We start from the raw sequence: 19,099 nt of genomic DNA, 5'->3' as shown, positions 1-19,099 counted from the left end.
GGCGCGTGCACTGCGTCACGCGAGCTTGCAGCTCGTCTTCTCGACCGGCAGGAACGACTGGCCCGAGCTGACGATGTCGGCGTAGTCGTCCGCGTTCTTCATCCGGCTCTTCGGCTTGCCCTTCAGCAGGTAGTAGTTTTTCAACACCTGGTGGTCGCCCTTGCGGATTTCCTCCGGGCCCGTGAGGCCGTCGTACTTCATGCCCTCCATCGCCGCGACGACCTTCTTCGGATCGGCGCTGCCGGCCTTCACAATCGCGTCGACCAGGATCTTCGAGCAGATGTACGAACCCGCGAGGCTGTAGTTCGGGTTCGCCTTGAACGTGGCGTTCGCGCGCTTCACGAGGTCGCGGTTCAGCGGCGAATCGATGCCGTGCCAGTACTGCGCGCCGAAATACACGCCGTCGCAGATGTCGGGCCCGAGCGCCTCGAACTGCTCGAGTCCGGACGCCCAAGCGAGCAGGATCGTGCAGTTGCGCTTTATCCCAAAGCTGACGGCCTGGCGCAGCGTGTCCGACGATTGCGAGCCGAAATTCAGGATCAGGAGCACGTCCGGCTGCGCGGCCGCCGCATTCGTCAGGTAGCCGCTGAACTCCTTCTCGGCGAGCGAGTGGTAGCTGTTGCCGACATGCTCGATGCCCTTCTCCTTGAAGACCACCTTCGCGGCCGACAGCAGGCCGTCGCCGAACACGTATTGCGGCGTGATCGTGTACCAGCGCTTCGCCTTCGGCAAGATCTGGGTCAACGGGCGCACCGTCTGCTCGATCGCGCCGAAGGTCGGCACCGACCAGCGGAACGTCGCGGCATTGCAATCCTTGCCGGTGATCTCGTCCGCGCCGGCCGTCGTGATGAACACGCCGCCCGCCTTCTGGACTTCCTTGCCCATCGCCAGCGATTCGGACGACAGGATGCCGCCCGCGAAGAAACGCACGCCCTTCTGCTGCGCGATCTCCTGCACGCGCCGCACGGCGGTTGCGGGCTTGCCCTCGGTGTCGAGCGCCGTATAGGTGAGCGGCGCGCCGAGCACCTTGCCGTATTGCTGGACGACGAGCTTCATGCCGAGATCGGCGTACTTGCCGTTGGCGGCGAACGGCCCCGACATCGGCACCGGGCACGCCAGCTGGATGGATGAACCCTGCGCGAACGCGGCACGGGACGACATGCTGCCGAGCGCACCCGGCACGGCCGACAGCGCGGCCAGTTTCAACAGTTCTCGGCGATTCAAGTTGACGCTCCTGATAAAGGGGGACACACGCGATGCGACCGACTGCCAAACCGTGCCCACGCCCTGCAGAATGCGCGCCGCCGGTTGATCCTATTTATCATGATAAATAGAATGGACCTGATGCTAAAGTTGATCAAAATTGGTGTCAATCAGGCAAAATTCCGTACCTGCGCCGGAACGGATCGTCGACGATGACGCGGCGCGCAGTCAGACAGAGGAGTCATGAAGATGGTCATGGACCGAGCCAGGGCGGGCCTCGCGGTCGAAATCAAGCAGCCGAAGCGGGCCGACCTCGTCGCCGAGGAGATCAAGCGGCTAATCACCGAGAAGGACCTGAAGCCCGGCGACCGCCTGCCGCGCGAAGCCGAGCTGCAGCAGCTCTACGCCGTGAGCAAGAGCACGATCCGCGAGGCGTTGAAGTCGCTCGAGGTGCAGGGGCTCATCAAGGTCACGACCGGGCCGTCGGGCGGCGGGATGGTCGTCGAGGTGCCGCTCGATCGCACGCTGCAGCTCCTGCAGAACTACCTGTTCTTCAAGGACGTGACGATCGACGACATCTACACCGTGCGCAAGCTGCTCGAACCCGAACTGGCGGCCGGTGCCGTGCCGCACCTGACCGAGCGCGACTTCGCGGCGCTGGAGGCGAACATCGCGTGCTGCGACGGCGCGTCGGGCGTGCACGACCGCGGCCACATGCTGCGCCAGCGGCAGGAGGACACGACGTTCCACGACATCCTCGCGGCCGCGAACCCGAACCCGTTCCTGCGCTTCAGCTGCGAGCTGATCAACGAGATGATCCGGCAGCTGATCGAGTTCCGGAACGATACGCCGCTCGTGGAGCACAAGCGCTTCGGCGAAGCGAACGTGTCGATCCACAAGGCGATCCTGCAGGCCGCGCGCGAGCGGGATGCCGAACAGGTCCGGGCGCTGATGGTCGAGCACATGACCGAGGCACCCAAGCATGTGAAGCGGATGAAGGGCAAGCTGCGCGGGCGGTTGATCCTCGACTCCGAAATCCGTAGGCGCGTCCCGTTACCCCTTCCGATCGAGGACGCGATTGCAGCAGACTCCTCAGCCGATTAACTGGTGCCATCCTGGCCTATCGCGTCGCGCTATTCATCTCCGGGCATACCGCGCCGCCTAATTGAGCATGTGTAGGCGTTCACAATCACTGCTAGCGGCGGTCACAAGAGTGCTAGCAGCGTCCAGTAATACTGCTAGCGCCGTGTTTTACTGACTGTAAGCGGCGGGCATCGGTAACGCGATATCGCCCGGAGCGCAGCGTCGAAATTGGGGGCTCGCGCGAGAATCGATTGAGGAACTGTCTCAAGCAGGCTGTGACGTACCTTGCAGTAGTCAGCTGACGGATCGAGCCAACGTGCTAGCAACGTTAGAGAACATCGGCACGGATTCTGTTGTAGGAATGCAACGACTATTCAGCCGCAAGCAACTTTGGAAAAAGCCTTTAACTCTGGGGCATTACCGCAATTTTCTGCTAGCAACATTACTGAACACGGCTAGCGATAATACTGAACACTTACAGCGACCAGTCGAAAGAACCGACGCAGCACGCGCCTCAGTCGCGTCGCCTCGATGCTCGCGCCGTCCTCCTCGAGGCTGGCCACGATCGGCGACGTGGGGTTCCAGCGTGCTGGCGTGACCGGCAAGCCGCGTTGCACCAGATACTGGTCGAGCGCCGTCCGGGCCAGTCGCGGCAGGGTGACTTTCCCGCGCTTGCCGCCCTTGCCGACGAGGTGCAGCCAATGATCGCCGTGTTCGTCGGTGCGGATGTCGCCGAGCGTCGCGCCGACGAACTCGCTGGCGCGTAGCCCGGTCGCGTAGCCAAAGTCCAGCAGGAAGCGCAGCCGATGTGCCGCGCCCGGCGTCCAACCATACGACCACTCGAGCCCGTCGGCCATGGCCCGAATCAGTTGCCACTCGCCTTCGGTAAAGCCGCGCGTGACATCGAGACCGGGTTTCGCGACGCGACGCACCTTGATGCCCGCGTACGGATTGGCCAGGACGTAGCGCTGCTCGACCAGCCAGCGGAACAGTGCCGACAGCACGGTCAACGCGTAGGCTGTTGAGTGGGGCGACAGTGGCCCGCTGAACGGTCGCCACTCGACGCTGTGCCGCGGCCGCGCCGGACCAACCCAACGCTCGCGTGGGGTCGGCCGCCGCAGGAACGCGCGGTACGCGATCGCGTCATCGGTGGTAAGCGACGACAGCGCGGTGCCGCGCTCGAGGATCGCCCACAGGATCAGGCGTTCCGCTTCCTTGCGGTACGCGCGTTGCGTGGCGGCCGACTCGTGCAGCGACAACCAGGACTGCACGGCCTGATAGTCGTTTGAGGCCTTCAACAGGCAGACGTGCTGCGGGGCACGAAACTGTCCGTGCGAGCCGTCGACTTCGCGCGGCACGCGCAACTGTTCCCACGGTACGATTGGGCCCGCCAGCGTCGCGGCCACCAGTGCGCGGGCGCGTTCAGTCAGCGCCGGGGGCGCGGCAAAGAACGCCTCCACGTGCTGGGCACCAGCAGCGCCGAGCCCGTCAATCGCCGTCCACCAGCGGCGCCGGCGCGGAATCCGCACGGTCAGATCGGCCAGTGTCCGAATGCCATGCGCCCGCAGCGCGGTCACCACGCGAGGCGGCAACCATGGATCGATGGCGTCGGCGATGTGCGGTTCCGGTGCCGGCAGGCTGCGCAACGCCTCGATCGCGCGCGCGACGGTGGCGGCCGACGCAGCGGACCGCTCGCCGAATGTTTCGGCCAGGTTGGATCGGTGACGGCTCCTCGCGAACGCGACCAGGGTGCGCCGAATGCCGGCGAGCACGCCGTGCGCAGATGCCCCGAGTGCCTTGCGCTCGCCCAGATAGCGCGCCACGGCCGCGCGCGCGTCGAGCCCGGCGTACCAGGCGCGCAGCGCGGCCAGTTCGGCGTCGTCGGGAAAGGGTGTGGATTCGGTCTCGCGCGTTTTCATACTCGCCAGTTTAGGCTGACTTTGAGTATGGGCCGGTAATGAAACTTATCGGTCTAGTACTGTGAAAAACTGACACCTACCTTTCAATCGTTGTGGTCGGGTGCCCGACGCGCCGCAATCGGTAGGACCGTTTCCCGCCAGATATCATTGCGCAGCGTCTAAACTTGTTCCATTCCAAGCCTGATCCGCCAAAGCCAACAGTTTGCAGGCTGGTGCCGAAAGAGGTGCCGACATGTTGTGAATTGCCAAGGTATTGAACCAGATATCTTCCTCGACCTCGACGAGTTGCAAACCATGCCAGTCGAATGCCTCGAGAGAGAGTGGATCGACAAGCCCAACGCCCGCACCGTGCGACACCATCGAGGCGACCGTCAGCGTATAGGCAACCTCTATCACGATATTGAGACGCTTTCCTCGCGTCGCCAACATTGCGTCGAGTTGACGACGCGACGTATCTCTCGACGACAATGCGATGAACGGATAATCCGTTACTTCAAACAGCGAGACCGCGGCTCGTTTCCCAAGGGGATGGTGCGCCGGTACCGCAAGTAACGCTCGTCGTCTGGCGATTGATCGGGCAACCAACCCATGCGTATCGATCAGTTCGGCCGCGAAGCCGATATCGCATTGCCCGCTGGAAATGCGCTCGCGCACTTCCGGAGACGAATGAATTTCGTAGCGGATGAGCAGATCCGGCAAGTCACGCCGCAGCTGCGCAATCAATGCCGGCAACGGTCCATATCCCATCGCCGGCAGACTCGCAATCGTGAGGAGGCCGCTGCGCCCCTCCCGCAAACTCGATGCACGTTCTCGTATCACGTCCAAACCAGTGAACATGCGCTCAACATCGATCAGTAATGCTTTGGCCTCTGGAGTCGGACGCAGCCGAGCGCCATCCCTTTCAAATAGCTTAAGGCGCAACGTCGCTTCCAATTGACTCACCAATCGGCTAATCGCTGATTGCGACGTGTGCATAAGGTCCGATGCACGGGTGGTCGTTCCGGTCATCATGACAGCCTTGAAAGCTTCGAGCTGGCGAGGGTTCATTGACGTCACCTATATCAGTCGCGACTAGCAGTAAGTCAAATCCGCATTGGGAACGGAGGATTCGGTCACGCATTATCTACGCATTAAGTATCCAGTATTGATATAGCCGATTCCGACGTGCAAGGTTGGAGACCGGCGAAATTCAGGCCACATCGAAAAGCGATGACGATGGTGTTTCGCGAGGAGTAATCCCATGAGCGTATGCATTGACGAAGTGGAAGTGCTTCAGCAACTCGAAAGCGAGCTTCGCCTCTTGACGGCGTACGCGAGGGAAGCCGACGGTTGCTATGAGATTCTGAAACGCAAGATCGACGACCTCAGCATGTTCATCGCAAACGAAGTAAACCAGCGGAGTTGGAGGACGGCCACCGACGACATTGAATGGTCAAGTCTGATCCGCAGGGTTCGAGACTCCGCTGTCGCAGCGCTGTGCAACCTGGAAAAGTACCTTTGCCATCAGATGCTACGTGATGGCACGGATCTGGGTTCCTACCTCGACGCACTCGCATCGTCTGTTCGTGCTGAAATCCTTCGCGCTGGCATCACTACCCAAGCGCGGATCTTGTTCATCGGGTCGGGGGCATTTCCCACTTCCGCCATGTTGATTGCTCGCGAGGCCAAGGCACAACTATGCTGTATCGACATCGACGATGAAGCAACATTGCTAGAGGTGGCCTCGCAAAATCGGACAGCCAGATAAGTGGAACGGCCGGGGCCTGAGCCAGCGATAATGCCGGCAAAGGAACCGAGGAAATGACGAAGAAAACCCGACGCACGCACTCAGCGGCGTTCAAAGCGAAGGTGGCGCTCGCAGCGGTCAAGGGCGAGCGCACGCTGGTCGAGCTGGCGCAGCAGTTTGATGTGCACCCGAACCAGATTACCGAATGGAAGCGGCAATTGCAGGAGCGTGCGGCGGACGTGTTTGGCGCGGCAGGCATGCCGTCGAGCGAGCCGCCGGTGGACCTGAAGGCGTTGCACGCCAAGATCGGCCAGCTGACACTGGAGAATGATTTTTTAGAAGGTGCGCTCACCAAGGCGGGATTGCTGAGCGCAAAACGATGATCGACCGTACGCATGCGCTGCCGGTTTCGCAACAGACGCGACTGGTTGGCATCGCGAGATCGAGTGCGTATTACCGGCCGCAGCCGGTCAGCGAAACCGATTTGTTGTTGATGCGGCGAATCGACGAACTGCACATGGAGTTCCCGTTTGCCGGGGCACGGATGCTGGCGCGCCTGTTGCGTCGGGAGGGCCATGAAGTCGGCCGCCGTCGCGTACGCACGTTGATGAAGCGCATGGGCGTGGAGGCGCTGTACTGCAAGCCGAACACAAGCCGCCGCAACGCGCAGCACAAGATATGGCCGTACTTGCTGCGCGGCATGAAGATCGCGCGGGCCAACCAGGTGTTCGCCCTCGACACGACCTACATTCCGATGGCGCGAGGCTTCGTGTACCTGACGGCCGTGGTGGACTGGGCGAGCCGCAAGATTCTCGCGCACCGGGTTGCCATCACGCTGGAAGCCACGCATGCCGTCGAGGCACTGGAAGAAGCGTTCGCCCGCTACGGGCTGCCCGACATCGTGAACACCGATCAAGGCAGCCAGTTCACGGCGGGCGCGTTCACCGAGGCCGTACTGTGTCGAGGCGTGCGGCTGTCGATGGACGGCAAAGGGGCTTGGCGTGACAACGTGTTCGTCGAGCGCGTATGGCGCAGCATCAAGTACGAAGAGATTTACCTGCGGGCCTACGAGTCGGTCAGCCATGCCCGGCGCTCCATCGGCGACTACATCGAGCTGTACAACCGGAAAAGGCCCCATTCGAGCCTGGCGGATCAGACGCCGAATGAGGCATACTTCGCGACGCTGCCTGCGATCAAATCGGCAGCATGATTGCCTCGGCCGCTCCACTTAAAAATCTCAGAAAACTGTCCGAACGAGTGAGGCCACCTCTGCTCGGCTCCCAAATTGCCAATCGACAAGGGCTCGGCGGACTCATGGAGTTTACGAGTGTTGCCACTGATGCGCTACCCTTCGCGCGATATGCCACGCACTTCATGATTGCCTCGCTCGTCGAGAACAAGGCCGCCGTCCTCGATCAGATCTGGGCATCAATGGGCGACCATGCAAAGGTCCTCGTGCGATACGGCGCGGGGATCAAGGAACTGTTCAATTACTCGATCGATTCATCGAGCCTTGAACGTTGGAAGGTGTCTGGTCCGGCCATCACTCACTCGATGTTTGATACGCTCATTCTGGAAAAACCACACCATGCCTGAAGACGATGATACAGCCGAAAATTTCCTTCTCGTCGGGCTGGGGGCGGTGGCCATCCAGTTCGCATTCGATCTCCGAAGCGTGACTGCTGGCAAGCTGGGATTCATGAATCGAGCGGGCGCGCGCAGTCGTCTTATACGCGACTCGATCGCGGCAGGCCAAGCCCTTTCGCTGGACGGTCGCGGAAGAGCCTTGAGCGAAACGGTCAGTATGCCGATCGGATATTTCCACGATAGTGGTGACGATATCGACGACCAGTGGAATACGCTGGTTCTCTGCACGCCGGCCGACTGCTATGTGGACGTGATCAAAGCTCTGCCTTGGGACCGACTGACGCAGGTTCGTTCGATCGTACTGATGTCGCCGTTCCTCGGCGCCGCGTTGCTAGTGGAAGCCGCGTTACCGGCGAACCGACAGTTTGCCGTCGTGAGCCTGTCCAGCTATTTTGGCGACACGAAAATTCTCGATGCAGACCGGCCGCTCGCGGCCACGACCAAGGCGTTTAAGCGTCGGATATTTATTGCCGCCAACCGGGAATGCCCGACCTTGGATATCGTGCATCGGAGTGTCGCGCGTCATGGAATCGACGTTGTCAACATGCGCTCGCCATTGGAGGCGGAGGCGCGCAGCATCACGACGTACGTCCACAGCCCCCTTGTTCTCTGTCCTTCGTCATTGGAACATGTCCTGTTCTCAACCGGCCCCGACCGCTACATCTACAAACTCCATCCGGAGGGACCGATTACCCCACAGGTCATGCGGAGTATGGTCCGGTTGTGGAAAGAGATATCGGCGTTGTTGGAACGAATGGGCGCGCTACCGGTCAACCTCCTCAAGTTCCTCAATGACGACAATTATTCGGTTCACGACGTCATGCTCGAGCGGGACGCGATCGAGCGTTTTCCAGAATTCGATGAGATGCGTCAAGAGTACCTTTTGTTCGTCCGCTACAGTGCCCTGCTCGTGGATCCTTTCTCACAGCCCGACCAACACGGCCGATATTTCGATTTCTCTGCGGTTCCATTCCGCCGTGCTTATCTCGACGACGAAGATCGGTGGCAGGTTCCTCGCGTACCGCTTGAGGATCATCGCAAGCTCTCGCTCATATACCACCTCGGACAACGCTTCAATCTGGCAATGCCACAAACATTTGCCTTATTGTCAAACTTCGAAGCGGCCATCCAACGTTTCATCACGGAAAAAGGAGTTGACCATTGTCACTCGACCATTCTTCACGACACCACGCAGACGCAGTCGACCGCGCTCTACCGTCAATGGTCAACAACCTGTGGAAAAACGGAGTACTGCTAGCGGTCTTGGCTTCCTTCACCTTCAGCATCATGAACGCCTTGGTGAAGGAGCTCAGTTCGACGCTGCCACCGTCAGAAATCGGCTTTTTCCGCGGTGTGATCGGAGCAGCGCTCGTGTATTTACTGATGTTGCGGGAGAAGTTGTCTTTTTCCCGAAGCGATCTATCGATGCTGATCGTGCGCGGACTGATGGGCGCGTTCTACCTAATCTGCTACTTCTATGCGATTGCGCATATTCCGCTCGCCGACGCGAGCATCCTCGCCCATCTCTCCCCCGTATTCATCATCCTGCTCGCGGCAATATTTCTGAAGGAAAGGATACCGAAGTCCATGTGGCTGCTGCTCCCTGTTATCCTCGTGGGAGCCGTTCTCGTCGTCAAGCCATATCAGTACTCGAGCTATTCAATTTATGCCGGACTCGGTCTGCTAAGCGCCGTTTTCGCGGGAGGAGCGCATGTCGCGATACGGCAACTCAGCGGCAAGCACCATGCATACGAGATCGTCTTCTATTTTCTCGCCATTGCGGCGCTCGTGTCAGTCCCGTTGATGTGGAAAGACTTTGTCTGGCCGAACACGGGACGCGAATGGGGACTCCTGCTGGCACTCGGAGGTGTCTCGTTGTTCGGCCAACTATTTCTCACGAAGGCGTTCACACATGAAAAGGCATCAGTCGTCGCCGTGACCCGCTATATCGGCATCGTATTCAATGCAACATGGGGTTGGCTGTTCTGGCGAGAATCGATGGACGTCGGAACGATTGTGGGTGGTGTCTTGATCGTTATCGCTTGTATTCTGTTGTCGCGGTTAAAAACCACGTAATCTTCATCGACAAATGCGAAGCGCTGCCACGTGTCCCACTATCGAGCAACGCAATCTGACGGCGACCTCGGATATATGCTGTCGTCGGAAAAATCTAACCAGAGTAGTCGCGTCGGGAAAAGCAGCGGCGAGACGACGTGGCAGTCGTTTTCCTACATACCGGCCGCGATGGTGCACCAAGCGGTCCAGGATTCTCCGAGCGCATGAACGAAGTAGCGCAATAACCAGTCATCCTCATCGAGAACGCCGACCGGCGGTAATTGAGCGGGCATGAACGCCAGCCATTCGAGTAAGCCGAACGGCGGATAGTGTCGCGAGCAACGTGCAAGCGTTTGAAGACTGAAGCGCCGCTCCCAAGTGAAGCGCCATCCCAGCATGGCGATCGACAACGGCGGCGCATTGCCATCGAACAACAACAATCGGTGGCCGATCGAATCGCGAGCGGAGTCAATCTCCGGCCAGAGAATCTGCATCGATCGCGATAGGCGGCGCATCCGGTTTCGTCGCAGGTTTCTATAAACGGTGTACTGTAGGAGTTCACAATCAATGCTAGCCATGCCCAAAGGAGTGCTAGCAATGTTCACTAATACTGCTAGCGTAGTGTTTTGCTCAGCCTAAGCGGTGGGCATCGATAACGTGATATCGCCCGCAGCGCGGCGTCGAAATTCGGAGCTCTGGCGAAAATCGATTGCGGAACAGTCTCGAGCAGGCTGTGGTGCACCCGGCAGTAGTCGGCTGACGGATCGAGCCACTCCCTCTTCCACCGCGATGCAGTGACATCGGCGTCGTTCAGAACAAGACATCTGAAGCAATACACCAAGTACTTCTGGTCGAAGACCCACTCATGCTGCGTCTGGATCATGCTCAGAATGCCGTCGTTGAGCCGCGCAACGCGAGATAGACGGCTCAGGGTTGGGGATGGAACTGGGGGAAAGAGGATCCAGCCGGCCTTGGTCAGGCTAGGCATCGCTACGCCTGTGCCCGATTCCCAGATCAAGTCTACGCTCGTCTGATACCGCGCCGCGATTCGACCCAACCAGCTACCAAACGCCTCTTCCAGGAAGGGGCGAGGTGCGATGGGCCACGGCCTGTGGGTGTCAGACATGCGCGCGGGCAACTCGTTCAAGGTGAGCGATATCGATGCACTCGTCACCGTTCCTGATCGCCAACTCTGCTGCTTCGTTGAGGATCGTAGATATGGCGCCAGTCAGCCCCCCGCTTATCTCGAGAACGAGCTGGACAATCTCACGTCGCGACAGATTCGATGGTTTTCGTAGCGGCAAGACTTTCTCGAACGCAGCCATGAGCCTGCGAAGACTTTCACTTTCCCTCCACCTTGGGATCTCGAATGGTCTGTAGCGGCTGATCATCTGTGAATCGGTCTGAAGCCCTAGAACGGCATCGCGCGTACCGACGAGGACCATGCTAATCTGCAGGTCGTTGGCCAGGTATTTTAGAAGGTTCAAAGAGGCGCGTTGCTCACGGTACGTTCCGGCGAGCAGGTGATGAACCTCGTCTACGATTAGCATCTGCGGCGACATCCGCCGCAAGATGTCGCGAGCGAGCCGCTCGAGTGTTGCAAGCCCCGCGGCGGGGTTATGTGGCGCACCGAGCTCAAAGAGCAAGGCGGCGTAAAAGCGGTGCTGATCGGGGGTGGGAGGCATCTGTACGCTCACGACCGGACACCGCTCTACCCCGGTTCTCTCGTCGAACTCGCTGGGGTGCGCTCGCCTGAACTTGGCCGTTATCTTGGTTTTCCCGATGTTCGAGTCGCCGTGCAGCAGAAGGCACGGCATGCGCTCACGCCTCGGCGTGTCATAGAGCCGCTGCAGTAGCTGCAAGGCTTCAGTCGCTCGGGGATAGTCGATCCACCGGTCACGTAACAGACCCTTTATGCGATCCTCTTTTCCGAGCAGGACCTGATCTCTTGCTGCGGGTAGCAGATGCGCGAAATCACACTGCTTCATGCTGGCCCCCTACCACTGTTCAACGTCATACGCGGTAACTGGTGCGTCGTAGTTCACCTGCTCGACCTGCCGCTGTTCAGTGAGTGAAAGATCTTCGATGCTGCTCTTCGGAACCAAACCGCCAGCTTGACGTGCCATGCGGCGTCGCGCTTGAGTAGCCCGCTGGGAAGTGACGACCAGTTGTCGCTGCTGCTCAACAGTCTCGAATATCTCCCTCTCCGATACTGCCCGTTGTCCCCTAGCCCGGATAGCTCGCAAAGCTGCGTAAGCCCCCGGCGAAGTCATCTTGACGGGACCGATCGCCGAGATGGTCAAGCGACGGTTGGCGTCCAGCGATGGGGCAGCAGCTGCGCGATGTCGGCAGCACGGTGGGTCGGCAACCGGGTCAACACGTCTTTCAGGTAAGCTAACGGATCGTGTCCGTTCAGTTGCGCGGAACGGATCAACGTCATGATCGCTGCTGCACGCTTTCCCGCGCGCAGTGACCCGGCGAACAACCAGTTCGACCTGCCGATGGCCCATGGGCGGACCTGGTTTTCCACCCAGTTGTTGTCCGCAGGCAGATGCCCGTCGTCCAGATAGCGCGTGAGCGCCTCCCAGCGTTTCAGGCTGTAATCGAGCGCCTTGGCAATCGCCGAGCCCTCGGGGACACGTTGTCTCTGCTCGAGCAGCCAGGTGTGGAGTGTGTCGGCGATCGGTCGAGCACGCTCCTGACGCACGATGCGTCTTCGGTCTGGTTCAAGTTCCGCTACATCACGTTCCACTTCGTACAGCGCGCCGAAGTACCGCAGCGCTTGCCCGGCGAGTTCGCTTTGGTGCTTGACGTGTAGATCGAAGAACTTCCGGCGGGCATGGGCGAGACATCCGATCTCAGTGATCCCGTTTTCGAAGCCGGCCTTGTAGCCGCCGTAGTCGTCGCACACCAGCTTGCCGCGCCACTCGCCCAGGAAAGCGCGCGCGTGTTCGCCGGCACGACTGTCTGCGAAGTCGTAGATCACCGCTTTCAGATCGGTGAACTGCGTGGTGCTGTACGCCCATAGATAGGCGCGATGGGTCTTGCCTTTGCCCGGTGCGAGCCTCTGTACCGGCGTCTCGTCAGCGTGCAGCACGTGTTGCTGCAACAGTTCCTGCTGTAGCGCGTCGACCAGAGGCTGCAATCGCACGCCGCATACCCCGACCCAGGCACCGAGCGTCGATTGCGGTATCGCCAAGCCAGCACGTGCAAAGATGCGCTCCAATCGATAGAGCGGCAAGTGATCGGCGTACTTTGCCACCAGCACCCACGCGAGCAGTGCAGCAGTCGGGATGCCCTTGTCGATCACCTGCGGCGCAACCGGCGCCTGCACCAGCGTCTCACATGCCTTGCATACCCACTTGCCGCGGATATGCCGCTTGACCGTGAACACGCCGGGCGCATAGTCCAGCTTCTCGCTGACGTCCTCGCCGATGCGTACGCGCTGGCAACCACACGCACAGGTCGTATCGTCCGGTTCGTGATGGATGTCGGTGCGGGGGAACTGCGGTGGCAGAGGCGCACGTTTCGGTTGCTGACGCGCCTGGCTGGCCCGCTTCTCCGGTTGCAGCGCTTCGAGCTCGGTTTCAATCGCCGCCAGATCCGCGTCGATCGCTTCGTCGAGCAGGCTCATTTGCTCTTTGTTGAGCTGTTCGCTGCGCCTGCCGAACTGCTGCCGCTTGATGATCGACAGTTCGTGCGTCAGCTGATCGATCCGCGTTTGACGATACCGCAGCTCCCGCTCCTTCTCATCAACCTCGCGGTCCTTCTCCCTAACCTCGACGATCAACGCCGCGGCCAAGGCGCGGAGCTGTTCGGGACTGAGGGCATCGAGGTCGGGTGGCAGGTCCATGGCAACCAGTCTGCCAGACGCCAACCCGATACGAAGCGGAACAGTTTACGTCCGGCGCAGCATCATAGGACGGTGATCGCGTGGTCCGGCGTGAGCGTGCGCCACGGCAATCCCGTCACCAACGCGCGCAACTGCACCGGATTCAGCGGCAGCGCGATCGCTTGCTCACCGTTGGTCCAGACGAATCGCCCCTTGTTCAGACGTCGTGCGGCAAGCCACACACCCAAGCCGTCGTAGACCAGCACCTTCATCCGCGTCGATTGCCGGTTGGCAAACAGGTACGCATGGTGGGGCCGCACCGCGCCGAACACCTTGACCACGCGTGCCAGCAACGTATCGACGCCGGCACGCATGTCGACCGGCTCCGTCGCCAGCCAGATGGTATCGATGCGAATCATCGCAGCCAGTCCTGTAACCACGTCGCACATTCGCCGGCCGCGGACACTGGCCAGCGCACCGTGACCGTCGCGGCTCCCCGGTGGATTTCGATCTGGATGTCAGTGGAACACGATGCGTTAGCCGGTGCGTCGAGTTGCAACGGAACGAACGCGGCAGGAACGTCCTTCGTTTCGACAGACGCCACAGGCGCCCCCGATGCCTCTCGCGTAGCCGCCACCCATCGACGCAGCAGATTGGCATTCAATCGGTAGTGCAGCGCCACCGCCGCAATCGACACGTGCGGCTGCAACGCCGCGCGGATCGCCTTCTCCTTGAATTCCTTGCTATGTCGCCGACGTCCCCCGGTCGGGCGAAGCTCGTCGTCAAGTGGCGTTGCCTTCGTCATCATGTACACCTGTCCATCAAAAATTTTAATGGACACGATGCTCCTTGCTTTCGATGGCCGCCTTCAAGATGACTTCGCCGGGGGCTTACAAAGCTGCCCGCTGTTCGAACAGCGAGATGGGAGGCCGACGCAAGTCCGCGTATCGCACTTCAACGAAACTGCCTCTGCCAGCGCTTACGAAGATGCGCGAGAGATCTTCTGGGTGATATCGGATCGTCACGGACCGGTGTGTTTCCCGCCATGCCGCGAACAAGGGATGCCAATAGCGGATCAGGAAGAGCTTCAGGCCGTCCCGCTGAATGGTCCTGGATGCGACTGGCAGGAACCGGATCAAAAACTTCAGTTCGGCATCCGGTTGAGTTGGCAAGCATCGTGAATCCGCTGCTCGCCATGTTTCCTGCCACTTTTGCACGGGCTGAAGTCCCAACAAACCGCGGTGGGGGCTGCAGTGATAACGCCTGCCGATCTCGACAGCCAGCCACTGCTCGAACTGCTTCAACGTAAGTGAAGCTGTCTTTTCGACCTGGCGCGCCTTGCGCCCTTTGACTGACGATCCAGTCGAACCAGGGAGGCCACGCACGCGCTCCATCAAGGTCCTGTTCAGCCGCTCGATGTGGCCACCAAAGTGCGGCTTGCCCACCGGTCGGTACATCAGTTCAATGCCGTACTCGCGGCATTCACTGCGAAGGGCACGGCTTTTGAATTCGGCCGCGTTATCAAGATGCAGCGTTCGTGGGATACCGCGCATCGGCCAGTCAGCCTCAACGCCTAGTCTTTCGAGCCACGGCTCTTTCCGTAGAACTACGCGCGAGAGGAGCAAGCTTACCGTCGCAGTCCCCGGCCTCTCCATTGCGACATAAAAGCCAAGCACACATCTCGTAGCAACGTCGAGAGCCACAGACAGCCACGGTCGACCGATAATCTGTCCGTCCAGTTCGCTAACGAGCAGGATGTCCGCTTGCGTGTGATCAACCGTAAGCCGTCAATAAACGACGCCCTACCAATGGTAGGAAAAAGGTCAGATGCTACGTGTCCGCGTGGACACATGCACTCAGACCGTGATGACAGAGAAACAGGACCTTCGAAGCAGACTGGTGGTTGGCCGTCGACGGGATGGTCGGCGGGAATTTGATGAAGAGGCCGTGCGTGAGCTGGTCGAGTTTTGCCTGAAGCCGGGGGTATCGATCGCCCGGGCGGCCATGGACCATGATGTCAATCCGAACCAGTTGCGTCGCTGGATCTCGCGTCATCAGCAGCATACGCTGCAAACGCCACCGAGACCGGACCCGCTGGTGATAGACGGTGTATCGATCGACATCCCGGGTTCGGCACGTGGTGTTCCGATGAGTGAAGCGCCGGCATTTGTCCCTGTCGTCACCGCGCCATCGACAGTGCCCGCCGTTTCCCCTGTACTGCCACCGGACACGTCGTTGATGGCGCTCTCGTTACATGTGCGCTTATCGAATGGTGTCGAATTCGATCTTGGCGAGGCGAGTGTCGATGAGCTGGCCACGGTGATCCAGATGCTCGGGAGGCTGCCGTGTTCCGGTTCGACGAAGCGCTGAAGGTCTACCTGCATCGCGATCCGGTCGACTTCCGCATGGGCATCAACGGGCTGTCGATCCTGGTCGAACAAGCGATGCGCCTGAACCCAATGACCTCGGCGCTATTCGTCTTCGGCAACCGCCGTCGCGATCGTATCAAGATTCTCGGCTGGGGTGGCAATGGCTTCTGGTTGCTACTCAAGCGACTCGAAGCCGATCGCTTCATCTGGCCGAACGGAGGCGACACGATCACGATCACGCTCAACGCCGAGCAGTTGCACTGGCTGCTCGACGGAATCGACCTGGCGGTGATCCAGAAGCATCCCCAGCGATATTACGCGCGGATGAGCTGAACACCACGCGAGAGGCATAGTCTAATCGGCCATGCCGAACAGCCCCGTCATGCCGAGTGTTGAGGAATACCAGGCACTGCTCGCCGAACGCGATGCGCTGCGCGGTGAGCTTCGGCTCGTGACGGCTCAGCGCGATCTGGCCGAAGAGAAACTGCGGGCCTACAAGCACGAACTGTTCGGCGCCTCGAGCGAGGCGCGCCATGCCGACCAGCTCGGCCTGTTCAACGAAGCAGAGGCATTGGCGACGGCTACCGACGCGCCCGCACGCGAGGATATGCCCGGCACATCGGTCGCCGCCCGCACGCGTGGCAAGCGTGGGCGCAAACCACTCGATCCGAACCTGCCGCGCGAGGTCGTGCGGCACGAGTTGCCCGAGTCCGAACGGTTCTGCGCGCATGATGGCCATGCTCTCGTCGAGATCGGTGTGGAAACGAGCGAGCAACTCGACGTGATTCCCGAGCAGGTGCGCGTCGTTCAGCACCAGCGGGTCAAGTACGCATGTCCGTGCTGCGACCTCGGCATCAAGGTGACGCCCGCACCGGCGCGCATCATCCCTCGCGGGCTGCTCACGGAATCTGCGCTGGCGTGGATCATCACTGGCAAGTACCAGTACGGTATGCCGCTGTATCGCCAGGCCACCCTGCTGCGTCGCTTCGGCGGCGACATCTCATCGAACACGCTGGCCGCCAGCGTGGTGCGGGTAGGTCTGGCCACGCAGCCGGTGATCAACCTGATGCGCGACGCGCTGCTCGAATCGGACCTGATCTGCGGCGACGAGACAACGTTCCAGGTGCTGAAGGAGCCGGGACGAAGGCCGCAGGCGAAGAGTCACCTATGGGCGCAGGTTAGCGGCTCGGGGCCGCCCGTGCGAATGTTCTCGTACTCGCCGGGACGCGGCGCCCAGCATGCGCAGAAGCTCTATGCCGGCGTGCAGCCTGGCACCGTGCTGATGACTGACGGGTACGAGCTCTACAACGGCATCGCCCACGATCACCATCTCGTGCATCTCGGATGCTGGGCACACGTACGCCGCGGCTTCATCAAGGCCGAGGAGTCGGTGCCGAAGGCTGCACGCTCGCCTGATCTGCTAGCCACGCGATTCGTCGTGCTGATCGGCAAGCTGTTCGCGGCCGAGGCGCGCAGCGCGAAGTGGAAGTCTGAACGCCGGCAGCGACTGCGCGCCCGATACAGCGCCCACGTGCTCTCTCTCATCGAGCACATGTTGGTCGAACATCTGCCGGGCGTCGTACCATCGAGTCTGCTCGGCAAGGCATTGCAGTACATGAGCGGACAATGGCCGAAGTTGGTCCGCTACGTCGAGAACGGCACCTGGCCGATCTCGAACAACCCTTGCGAGAACGCGATCCGGCCGTTCGTCGTCGGCCGCAAGGGCTGGTTGTTCTCCGATACGGTCGCGGGTGCGCAGGCCAGCGCCAACCTATACTCCCTAGTCGAGACCTGCAAAGCGAATGGCATCGATCCGTACCGCTATCTCACCTGGCTGTTCGCAAAGCTACCGTTGGCGAATACGGTCGACGATTACGTTAAGCTCCTTCCGTGGAGCCTAGATGAAGCCCGACCTGGAGTATTCTGCGGCGCATGGCTGCCAAGCTGATGTGTCGGACTCCAACTCAGGTAAGTTCAGTGGGGAGAGATTCAATTGCCATCCGCCAACGTAGTGAGACTGTATGGCGCCGCATGGAGTGTATACGTGCGGATAGCCAGGCTCGCACTCGAAGAAAAGGGCATTCCTTATACCCTTGTCGAAGTCGATGTATTCGATAGTGCCGGTGTTCCGCATGAACATTTAAAACGACACCCGTTCGGTCGCATCCCAGCCTTCCAGCATGGAGACTTCTGCCTTTACGAAACCAGTGCCATCGTTCGTTACATCGATGACGCCTTTGACGGGCCCAAGCTGCAACCGACTGATGCGAAGGCACGTGCCAGAGTCAATCAGATCGCGGGGGTGATGGATGCCTATGCGTACCGAACCTTGGTCTGGGACATCTACGTGGAACGCGTCGTTGCTGTTAAGGAGGGGCGGCCGACAGACGAAAAAAAGATTGCGATCGCGTTGCCACTTGCGTCGACGTGCCTAGCCGAACTTGACCGACTATGCGACGGAAATGGTTATATGGTCGCCGACCAGGTGAGCATTGCTGACCTCTACGCTGCGCCCATGTTTGCCTGCTTCACGCAAGCAGCCGAAGCAGGCTTACTGTTGGATCGATGCAAAAAGTTAAAGGACTGGTGGCACCGATTCTCCGTTCGCGAAAGTATGGTGCGTACCCAACCATGAGCGGCGCTACAACGTTGCTGACGGGCGTCGTTAATTGACCGCATACGTTCCTTTTAAAGATCGGTCAGTTCGGCGTCCCCGTGATTTCCATGCAGACTACGACGGTAGCGCGATCTAGGCGCGACAACGGTTAGCGGTCGGCCCCGAATGTTGGGTCTATAAAAATCAAATAGTTGCTGTTCGTAGAGCAAATTAAATCCGTCATCCATTGAAAGGACGAGGTAAAGGAGCAAGTGCGTACCCTGACGCCTCGCTTTGCGTCGTTGTAAAACGGTTCTTGCCACACCGCGCTGCGAACCATGATGACGCGTCCGGTTTCTCGTTCGTCTGGCTGCGGAACTGATCCGCACCAGTCACCCGTCAGGATCAAGGCGAGTGCCGCTGATCTGGCCGTCGCAGGGCTTTGCAAACCGGCCCGATTTAAATATCCATGCAAATCAGATGGTTGCTTTTTGCTTTTTCTGGCGGCGGGAAGCGCGGCAGCGCGCCGCGTGAAAAATATGGCACCGTGGCGATGGGCCGGCAATACACACCTTATATCCGACCATGATCCGAAATGAGCCTGGTGCCCGCAAATGGGTAACCCTAGAATTGACATGTACTTCTGGACATTGGCCTGGTACCGACGGT

19 protein-coding genes and 1 pseudogene are annotated in these 19,099 nt (G+C 60.1%); 10 read left to right on the top strand and 10 right to left on the bottom strand.

What is annotated here, in order from left to right; all coding sequences use genetic code 11:
- Positions 1 to 15: 15 nt before the first annotated feature.
- Complete coding sequence (locus tag ACPTTC_RS23120) at positions 16 to 1,224, bottom strand: ABC transporter substrate-binding protein (RefSeq protein ID WP_423394064.1); 1,209 nt, start codon at positions 1,222 to 1,224, stop codon at positions 16 to 18.
- 228 nt (positions 1,225 to 1,452) lie between these two features.
- Here ACPTTC_RS23120 and ACPTTC_RS23115 point away from each other — a divergent pair, with 228 nt between their 5' ends.
- Positions 1,453 to 2,307, top strand: coding sequence for a FadR/GntR family transcriptional regulator (locus ACPTTC_RS23115; RefSeq protein WP_423394063.1), 855 nt, complete (start codon positions 1,453 to 1,455; stop codon positions 2,305 to 2,307).
- Between the two features lie 446 nt (positions 2,308 to 2,753).
- On the opposite strand, the pseudogene ACPTTC_RS23110 reads toward ACPTTC_RS23115, so the two are convergent.
- Positions 2,754 to 4,205: pseudogene (locus ACPTTC_RS23110) on the bottom strand (phage integrase family protein); the annotation flags it as partial.
- A gap of 144 nt (positions 4,206 to 4,349) precedes the next feature.
- Positions 4,350 to 5,252 (bottom strand): LysR family transcriptional regulator, encoded by a 903-nt coding sequence (locus ACPTTC_RS23105; protein ID WP_423394062.1) that lies wholly within the window; start codon positions 5,250 to 5,252, stop codon positions 4,350 to 4,352.
- Positions 5,253 to 5,445: 193 nt separating this feature from the next.
- On the opposite strand from ACPTTC_RS23105, the gene ACPTTC_RS23100 reads away from it, so the two are divergent.
- The 5 genes from ACPTTC_RS23100 to ACPTTC_RS23080 all read left to right on the top strand — a co-directional run bounded on the left by ACPTTC_RS23100 (position 5,446) and on the right by ACPTTC_RS23080 (position 9,654).
- Positions 5,446 to 5,952 (top strand): hypothetical protein, encoded by a 507-nt coding sequence (locus ACPTTC_RS23100; RefSeq protein WP_423394061.1) that lies wholly within the window; start codon positions 5,446 to 5,448, stop codon positions 5,950 to 5,952.
- A gap of 53 nt (positions 5,953 to 6,005) precedes the next feature.
- Positions 6,006 to 7,141, top strand: a protein-coding gene (locus ACPTTC_RS23095) for an IS3 family transposase (protein WP_423394060.1) whose coding sequence is annotated in 2 segments (ribosomal slippage) — positions 6,006 to 6,270 and positions 6,270 to 7,141 — 1,137 coding nt in all. Because the reading frame shifts where the segments join, the coding sequence is not laid out codon by codon here.
- Positions 7,138 to 7,527, top strand: a complete 390-nt coding sequence (locus tag ACPTTC_RS23090) for a hypothetical protein (RefSeq protein ID WP_423394059.1) — start codon at positions 7,138 to 7,140, stop codon at positions 7,525 to 7,527. Before ACPTTC_RS23095 ends, ACPTTC_RS23090 begins: the two co-directional genes overlap by 4 nt.
- Positions 7,520 to 8,836 (top strand): opine metallophore biosynthesis dehydrogenase, encoded by a 1,317-nt coding sequence (locus tag ACPTTC_RS23085; protein ID WP_423394058.1) that lies wholly within the window; start codon positions 7,520 to 7,522, stop codon positions 8,834 to 8,836. Before ACPTTC_RS23090 ends, ACPTTC_RS23085 begins: the two co-directional genes overlap by 8 nt.
- Positions 8,800 to 9,654 (top strand): DMT family transporter, encoded by an 855-nt coding sequence (locus ACPTTC_RS23080; RefSeq protein ID WP_423394057.1) that lies wholly within the window; start codon positions 8,800 to 8,802, stop codon positions 9,652 to 9,654. Before ACPTTC_RS23085 ends, ACPTTC_RS23080 begins: the two co-directional genes overlap by 37 nt.
- A 152-nt stretch (positions 9,655 to 9,806) precedes the next feature.
- Here the strand turns inward: ACPTTC_RS23080 and ACPTTC_RS23075 are convergent, their stop codons facing one another.
- The 7 genes from ACPTTC_RS23075 to ACPTTC_RS23045 form a co-directional block, all read right to left on the bottom strand.
- The gene (locus ACPTTC_RS23075) at positions 9,807 to 10,127 is read right to left on the bottom strand and encodes a hypothetical protein (RefSeq protein ID WP_423394056.1); all 321 of its coding nucleotides are present in this window, start codon (positions 10,125 to 10,127) and stop codon (positions 9,807 to 9,809) included.
- A gap of 119 nt (positions 10,128 to 10,246) precedes the next feature.
- Positions 10,247 to 10,759 carry a hypothetical protein gene (locus tag ACPTTC_RS23070; protein ID WP_423394055.1) on the bottom strand — a complete coding sequence of 171 codons (513 nt, stop codon included), beginning with the start codon at positions 10,757 to 10,759 and terminating at the stop codon, positions 10,247 to 10,249.
- Positions 10,752 to 11,621 carry a TniB family NTP-binding protein gene (locus ACPTTC_RS23065; protein ID WP_423394054.1) on the bottom strand — a complete coding sequence of 290 codons (870 nt, stop codon included), beginning with the start codon at positions 11,619 to 11,621 and terminating at the stop codon, positions 10,752 to 10,754. The genes ACPTTC_RS23070 and ACPTTC_RS23065 overlap by 8 nt, the downstream gene beginning before the upstream one ends.
- Positions 11,622 to 11,932: 311 nt before the next feature.
- Entirely contained in the window at positions 11,933 to 13,486 is a 1,554-nt protein-coding gene (gene tnpC / locus ACPTTC_RS23060; protein ID WP_423392062.1) for an IS66 family transposase, read from the bottom strand.
- A 62-nt stretch (positions 13,487 to 13,548) separates the two neighbouring features.
- Positions 13,549 to 13,884, bottom strand: a complete 336-nt coding sequence (tnpB, locus tag ACPTTC_RS23055; RefSeq protein ID WP_423392063.1) for an IS66 family insertion sequence element accessory protein TnpB — start codon at positions 13,882 to 13,884, stop codon at positions 13,549 to 13,551.
- Positions 13,881 to 14,306 (bottom strand): transposase, encoded by a 426-nt coding sequence (locus ACPTTC_RS23050; RefSeq protein ID WP_423392064.1) that lies wholly within the window; start codon positions 14,304 to 14,306, stop codon positions 13,881 to 13,883. Before ACPTTC_RS23050 ends, tnpB (ACPTTC_RS23055) begins: the two co-directional genes overlap by 4 nt.
- A gap of 49 nt (positions 14,307 to 14,355) precedes the next feature.
- Positions 14,356 to 15,018 carry a Mu transposase C-terminal domain-containing protein gene (locus ACPTTC_RS23045; RefSeq protein ID WP_423394053.1) on the bottom strand — a complete coding sequence of 221 codons (663 nt, stop codon included), beginning with the start codon at positions 15,016 to 15,018 and terminating at the stop codon, positions 14,356 to 14,358.
- Between the two features lie 274 nt (positions 15,019 to 15,292).
- On the opposite strand from ACPTTC_RS23045, the gene ACPTTC_RS23040 reads away from it, so the two are divergent.
- Genes ACPTTC_RS23040 through ACPTTC_RS23025 form a run of 4 tightly spaced genes read left to right on the top strand, consistent with a single transcriptional unit; the run spans position 15,293 to position 18,469 of the window.
- The gene (locus ACPTTC_RS23040; protein WP_423394052.1) at positions 15,293 to 15,835 is read left to right on the top strand and encodes a transposase; all 543 of its coding nucleotides are present in this window, start codon (positions 15,293 to 15,295) and stop codon (positions 15,833 to 15,835) included.
- The gene (gene tnpB / locus ACPTTC_RS23035; protein ID WP_423392033.1) at positions 15,811 to 16,167 is read left to right on the top strand and encodes an IS66 family insertion sequence element accessory protein TnpB; all 357 of its coding nucleotides are present in this window, start codon (positions 15,811 to 15,813) and stop codon (positions 16,165 to 16,167) included. Before ACPTTC_RS23040 ends, tnpB (ACPTTC_RS23035) begins: the two co-directional genes overlap by 25 nt.
- Before the next feature lie 31 nt (positions 16,168 to 16,198).
- Entirely contained in the window at positions 16,199 to 17,782 is a 1,584-nt protein-coding gene (tnpC, locus tag ACPTTC_RS23030; protein ID WP_423394051.1) for an IS66 family transposase, read from the top strand.
- 45 nt (positions 17,783 to 17,827) lie between these two features.
- A complete protein-coding gene (locus tag ACPTTC_RS23025) occupies positions 17,828 to 18,469 on the top strand; it encodes a glutathione S-transferase family protein (protein ID WP_423394050.1) in 642 nt (213 codons plus the stop codon).
- Positions 18,470 to 19,099 lie beyond the last annotated feature (630 nt).

The organism is Burkholderia mycopellens, from assembly GCF_964265025.1.
In the GTDB taxonomy this organism is placed as follows: Bacteria; Pseudomonadota; Gammaproteobacteria; order Burkholderiales; family Burkholderiaceae; genus Burkholderia.
This window is presented reverse-complemented; position numbering and strand designations above follow the sequence as displayed.

Excerpts from the sequence above, each read along its gene's own strand:
- ACPTTC_RS23105 (WP_423394062.1), bottom strand. The coding sequence starts at position 5,252 with ATGAACCCTCGCCAGCTCGAAGCTTTCAAGGCTGTCATGATGACCGGA.
- ACPTTC_RS23070 (WP_423394055.1), bottom strand. The coding sequence starts at position 10,759 with ATGTCTGACACCCACAGGCCGTGGCCCATCGCACCTCGCCCCTTCCTG.
- ACPTTC_RS23080 (WP_423394057.1), top strand. The coding sequence starts at position 8,800 with ATGGTCAACAACCTGTGGAAAAACGGAGTACTGCTAGCGGTCTTGGCT.
- ACPTTC_RS23100 (WP_423394061.1), top strand. The coding sequence starts at position 5,446 with ATGAGCGTATGCATTGACGAAGTGGAAGTGCTTCAGCAACTCGAAAGC.
- ACPTTC_RS23045 (WP_423394053.1), bottom strand. The coding sequence starts at position 15,018 with ATGCGCGGTATCCCACGAACGCTGCATCTTGATAACGCGGCCGAATTC.
- ACPTTC_RS23075 (WP_423394056.1), bottom strand. The coding sequence starts at position 10,127 with ATGCAGATTCTCTGGCCGGAGATTGACTCCGCTCGCGATTCGATCGGC.
- tnpC (WP_423394051.1), top strand. The coding sequence starts at position 16,199 with ATGCCGAACAGCCCCGTCATGCCGAGTGTTGAGGAATACCAGGCACTG.
- tnpC (WP_423392062.1), bottom strand. The coding sequence starts at position 13,486 with ATGGACCTGCCACCCGACCTCGATGCCCTCAGTCCCGAACAGCTCCGC.
- ACPTTC_RS23115 (WP_423394063.1), top strand. The coding sequence starts at position 1,453 with ATGGTCATGGACCGAGCCAGGGCGGGCCTCGCGGTCGAAATCAAGCAG.
- ACPTTC_RS23065 (WP_423394054.1), bottom strand. The coding sequence starts at position 11,621 with ATGAAGCAGTGTGATTTCGCGCATCTGCTACCCGCAGCAAGAGATCAG.
- ACPTTC_RS23040 (WP_423394052.1), top strand. The coding sequence starts at position 15,293 with ATGCTACGTGTCCGCGTGGACACATGCACTCAGACCGTGATGACAGAG.
- tnpB (WP_423392063.1), bottom strand. The coding sequence starts at position 13,884 with ATGATTCGCATCGATACCATCTGGCTGGCGACGGAGCCGGTCGACATG.
- ACPTTC_RS23090 (WP_423394059.1), top strand. The coding sequence starts at position 7,138 with ATGATTGCCTCGGCCGCTCCACTTAAAAATCTCAGAAAACTGTCCGAA.
- ACPTTC_RS23085 (WP_423394058.1), top strand. The coding sequence starts at position 7,520 with ATGCCTGAAGACGATGATACAGCCGAAAATTTCCTTCTCGTCGGGCTG.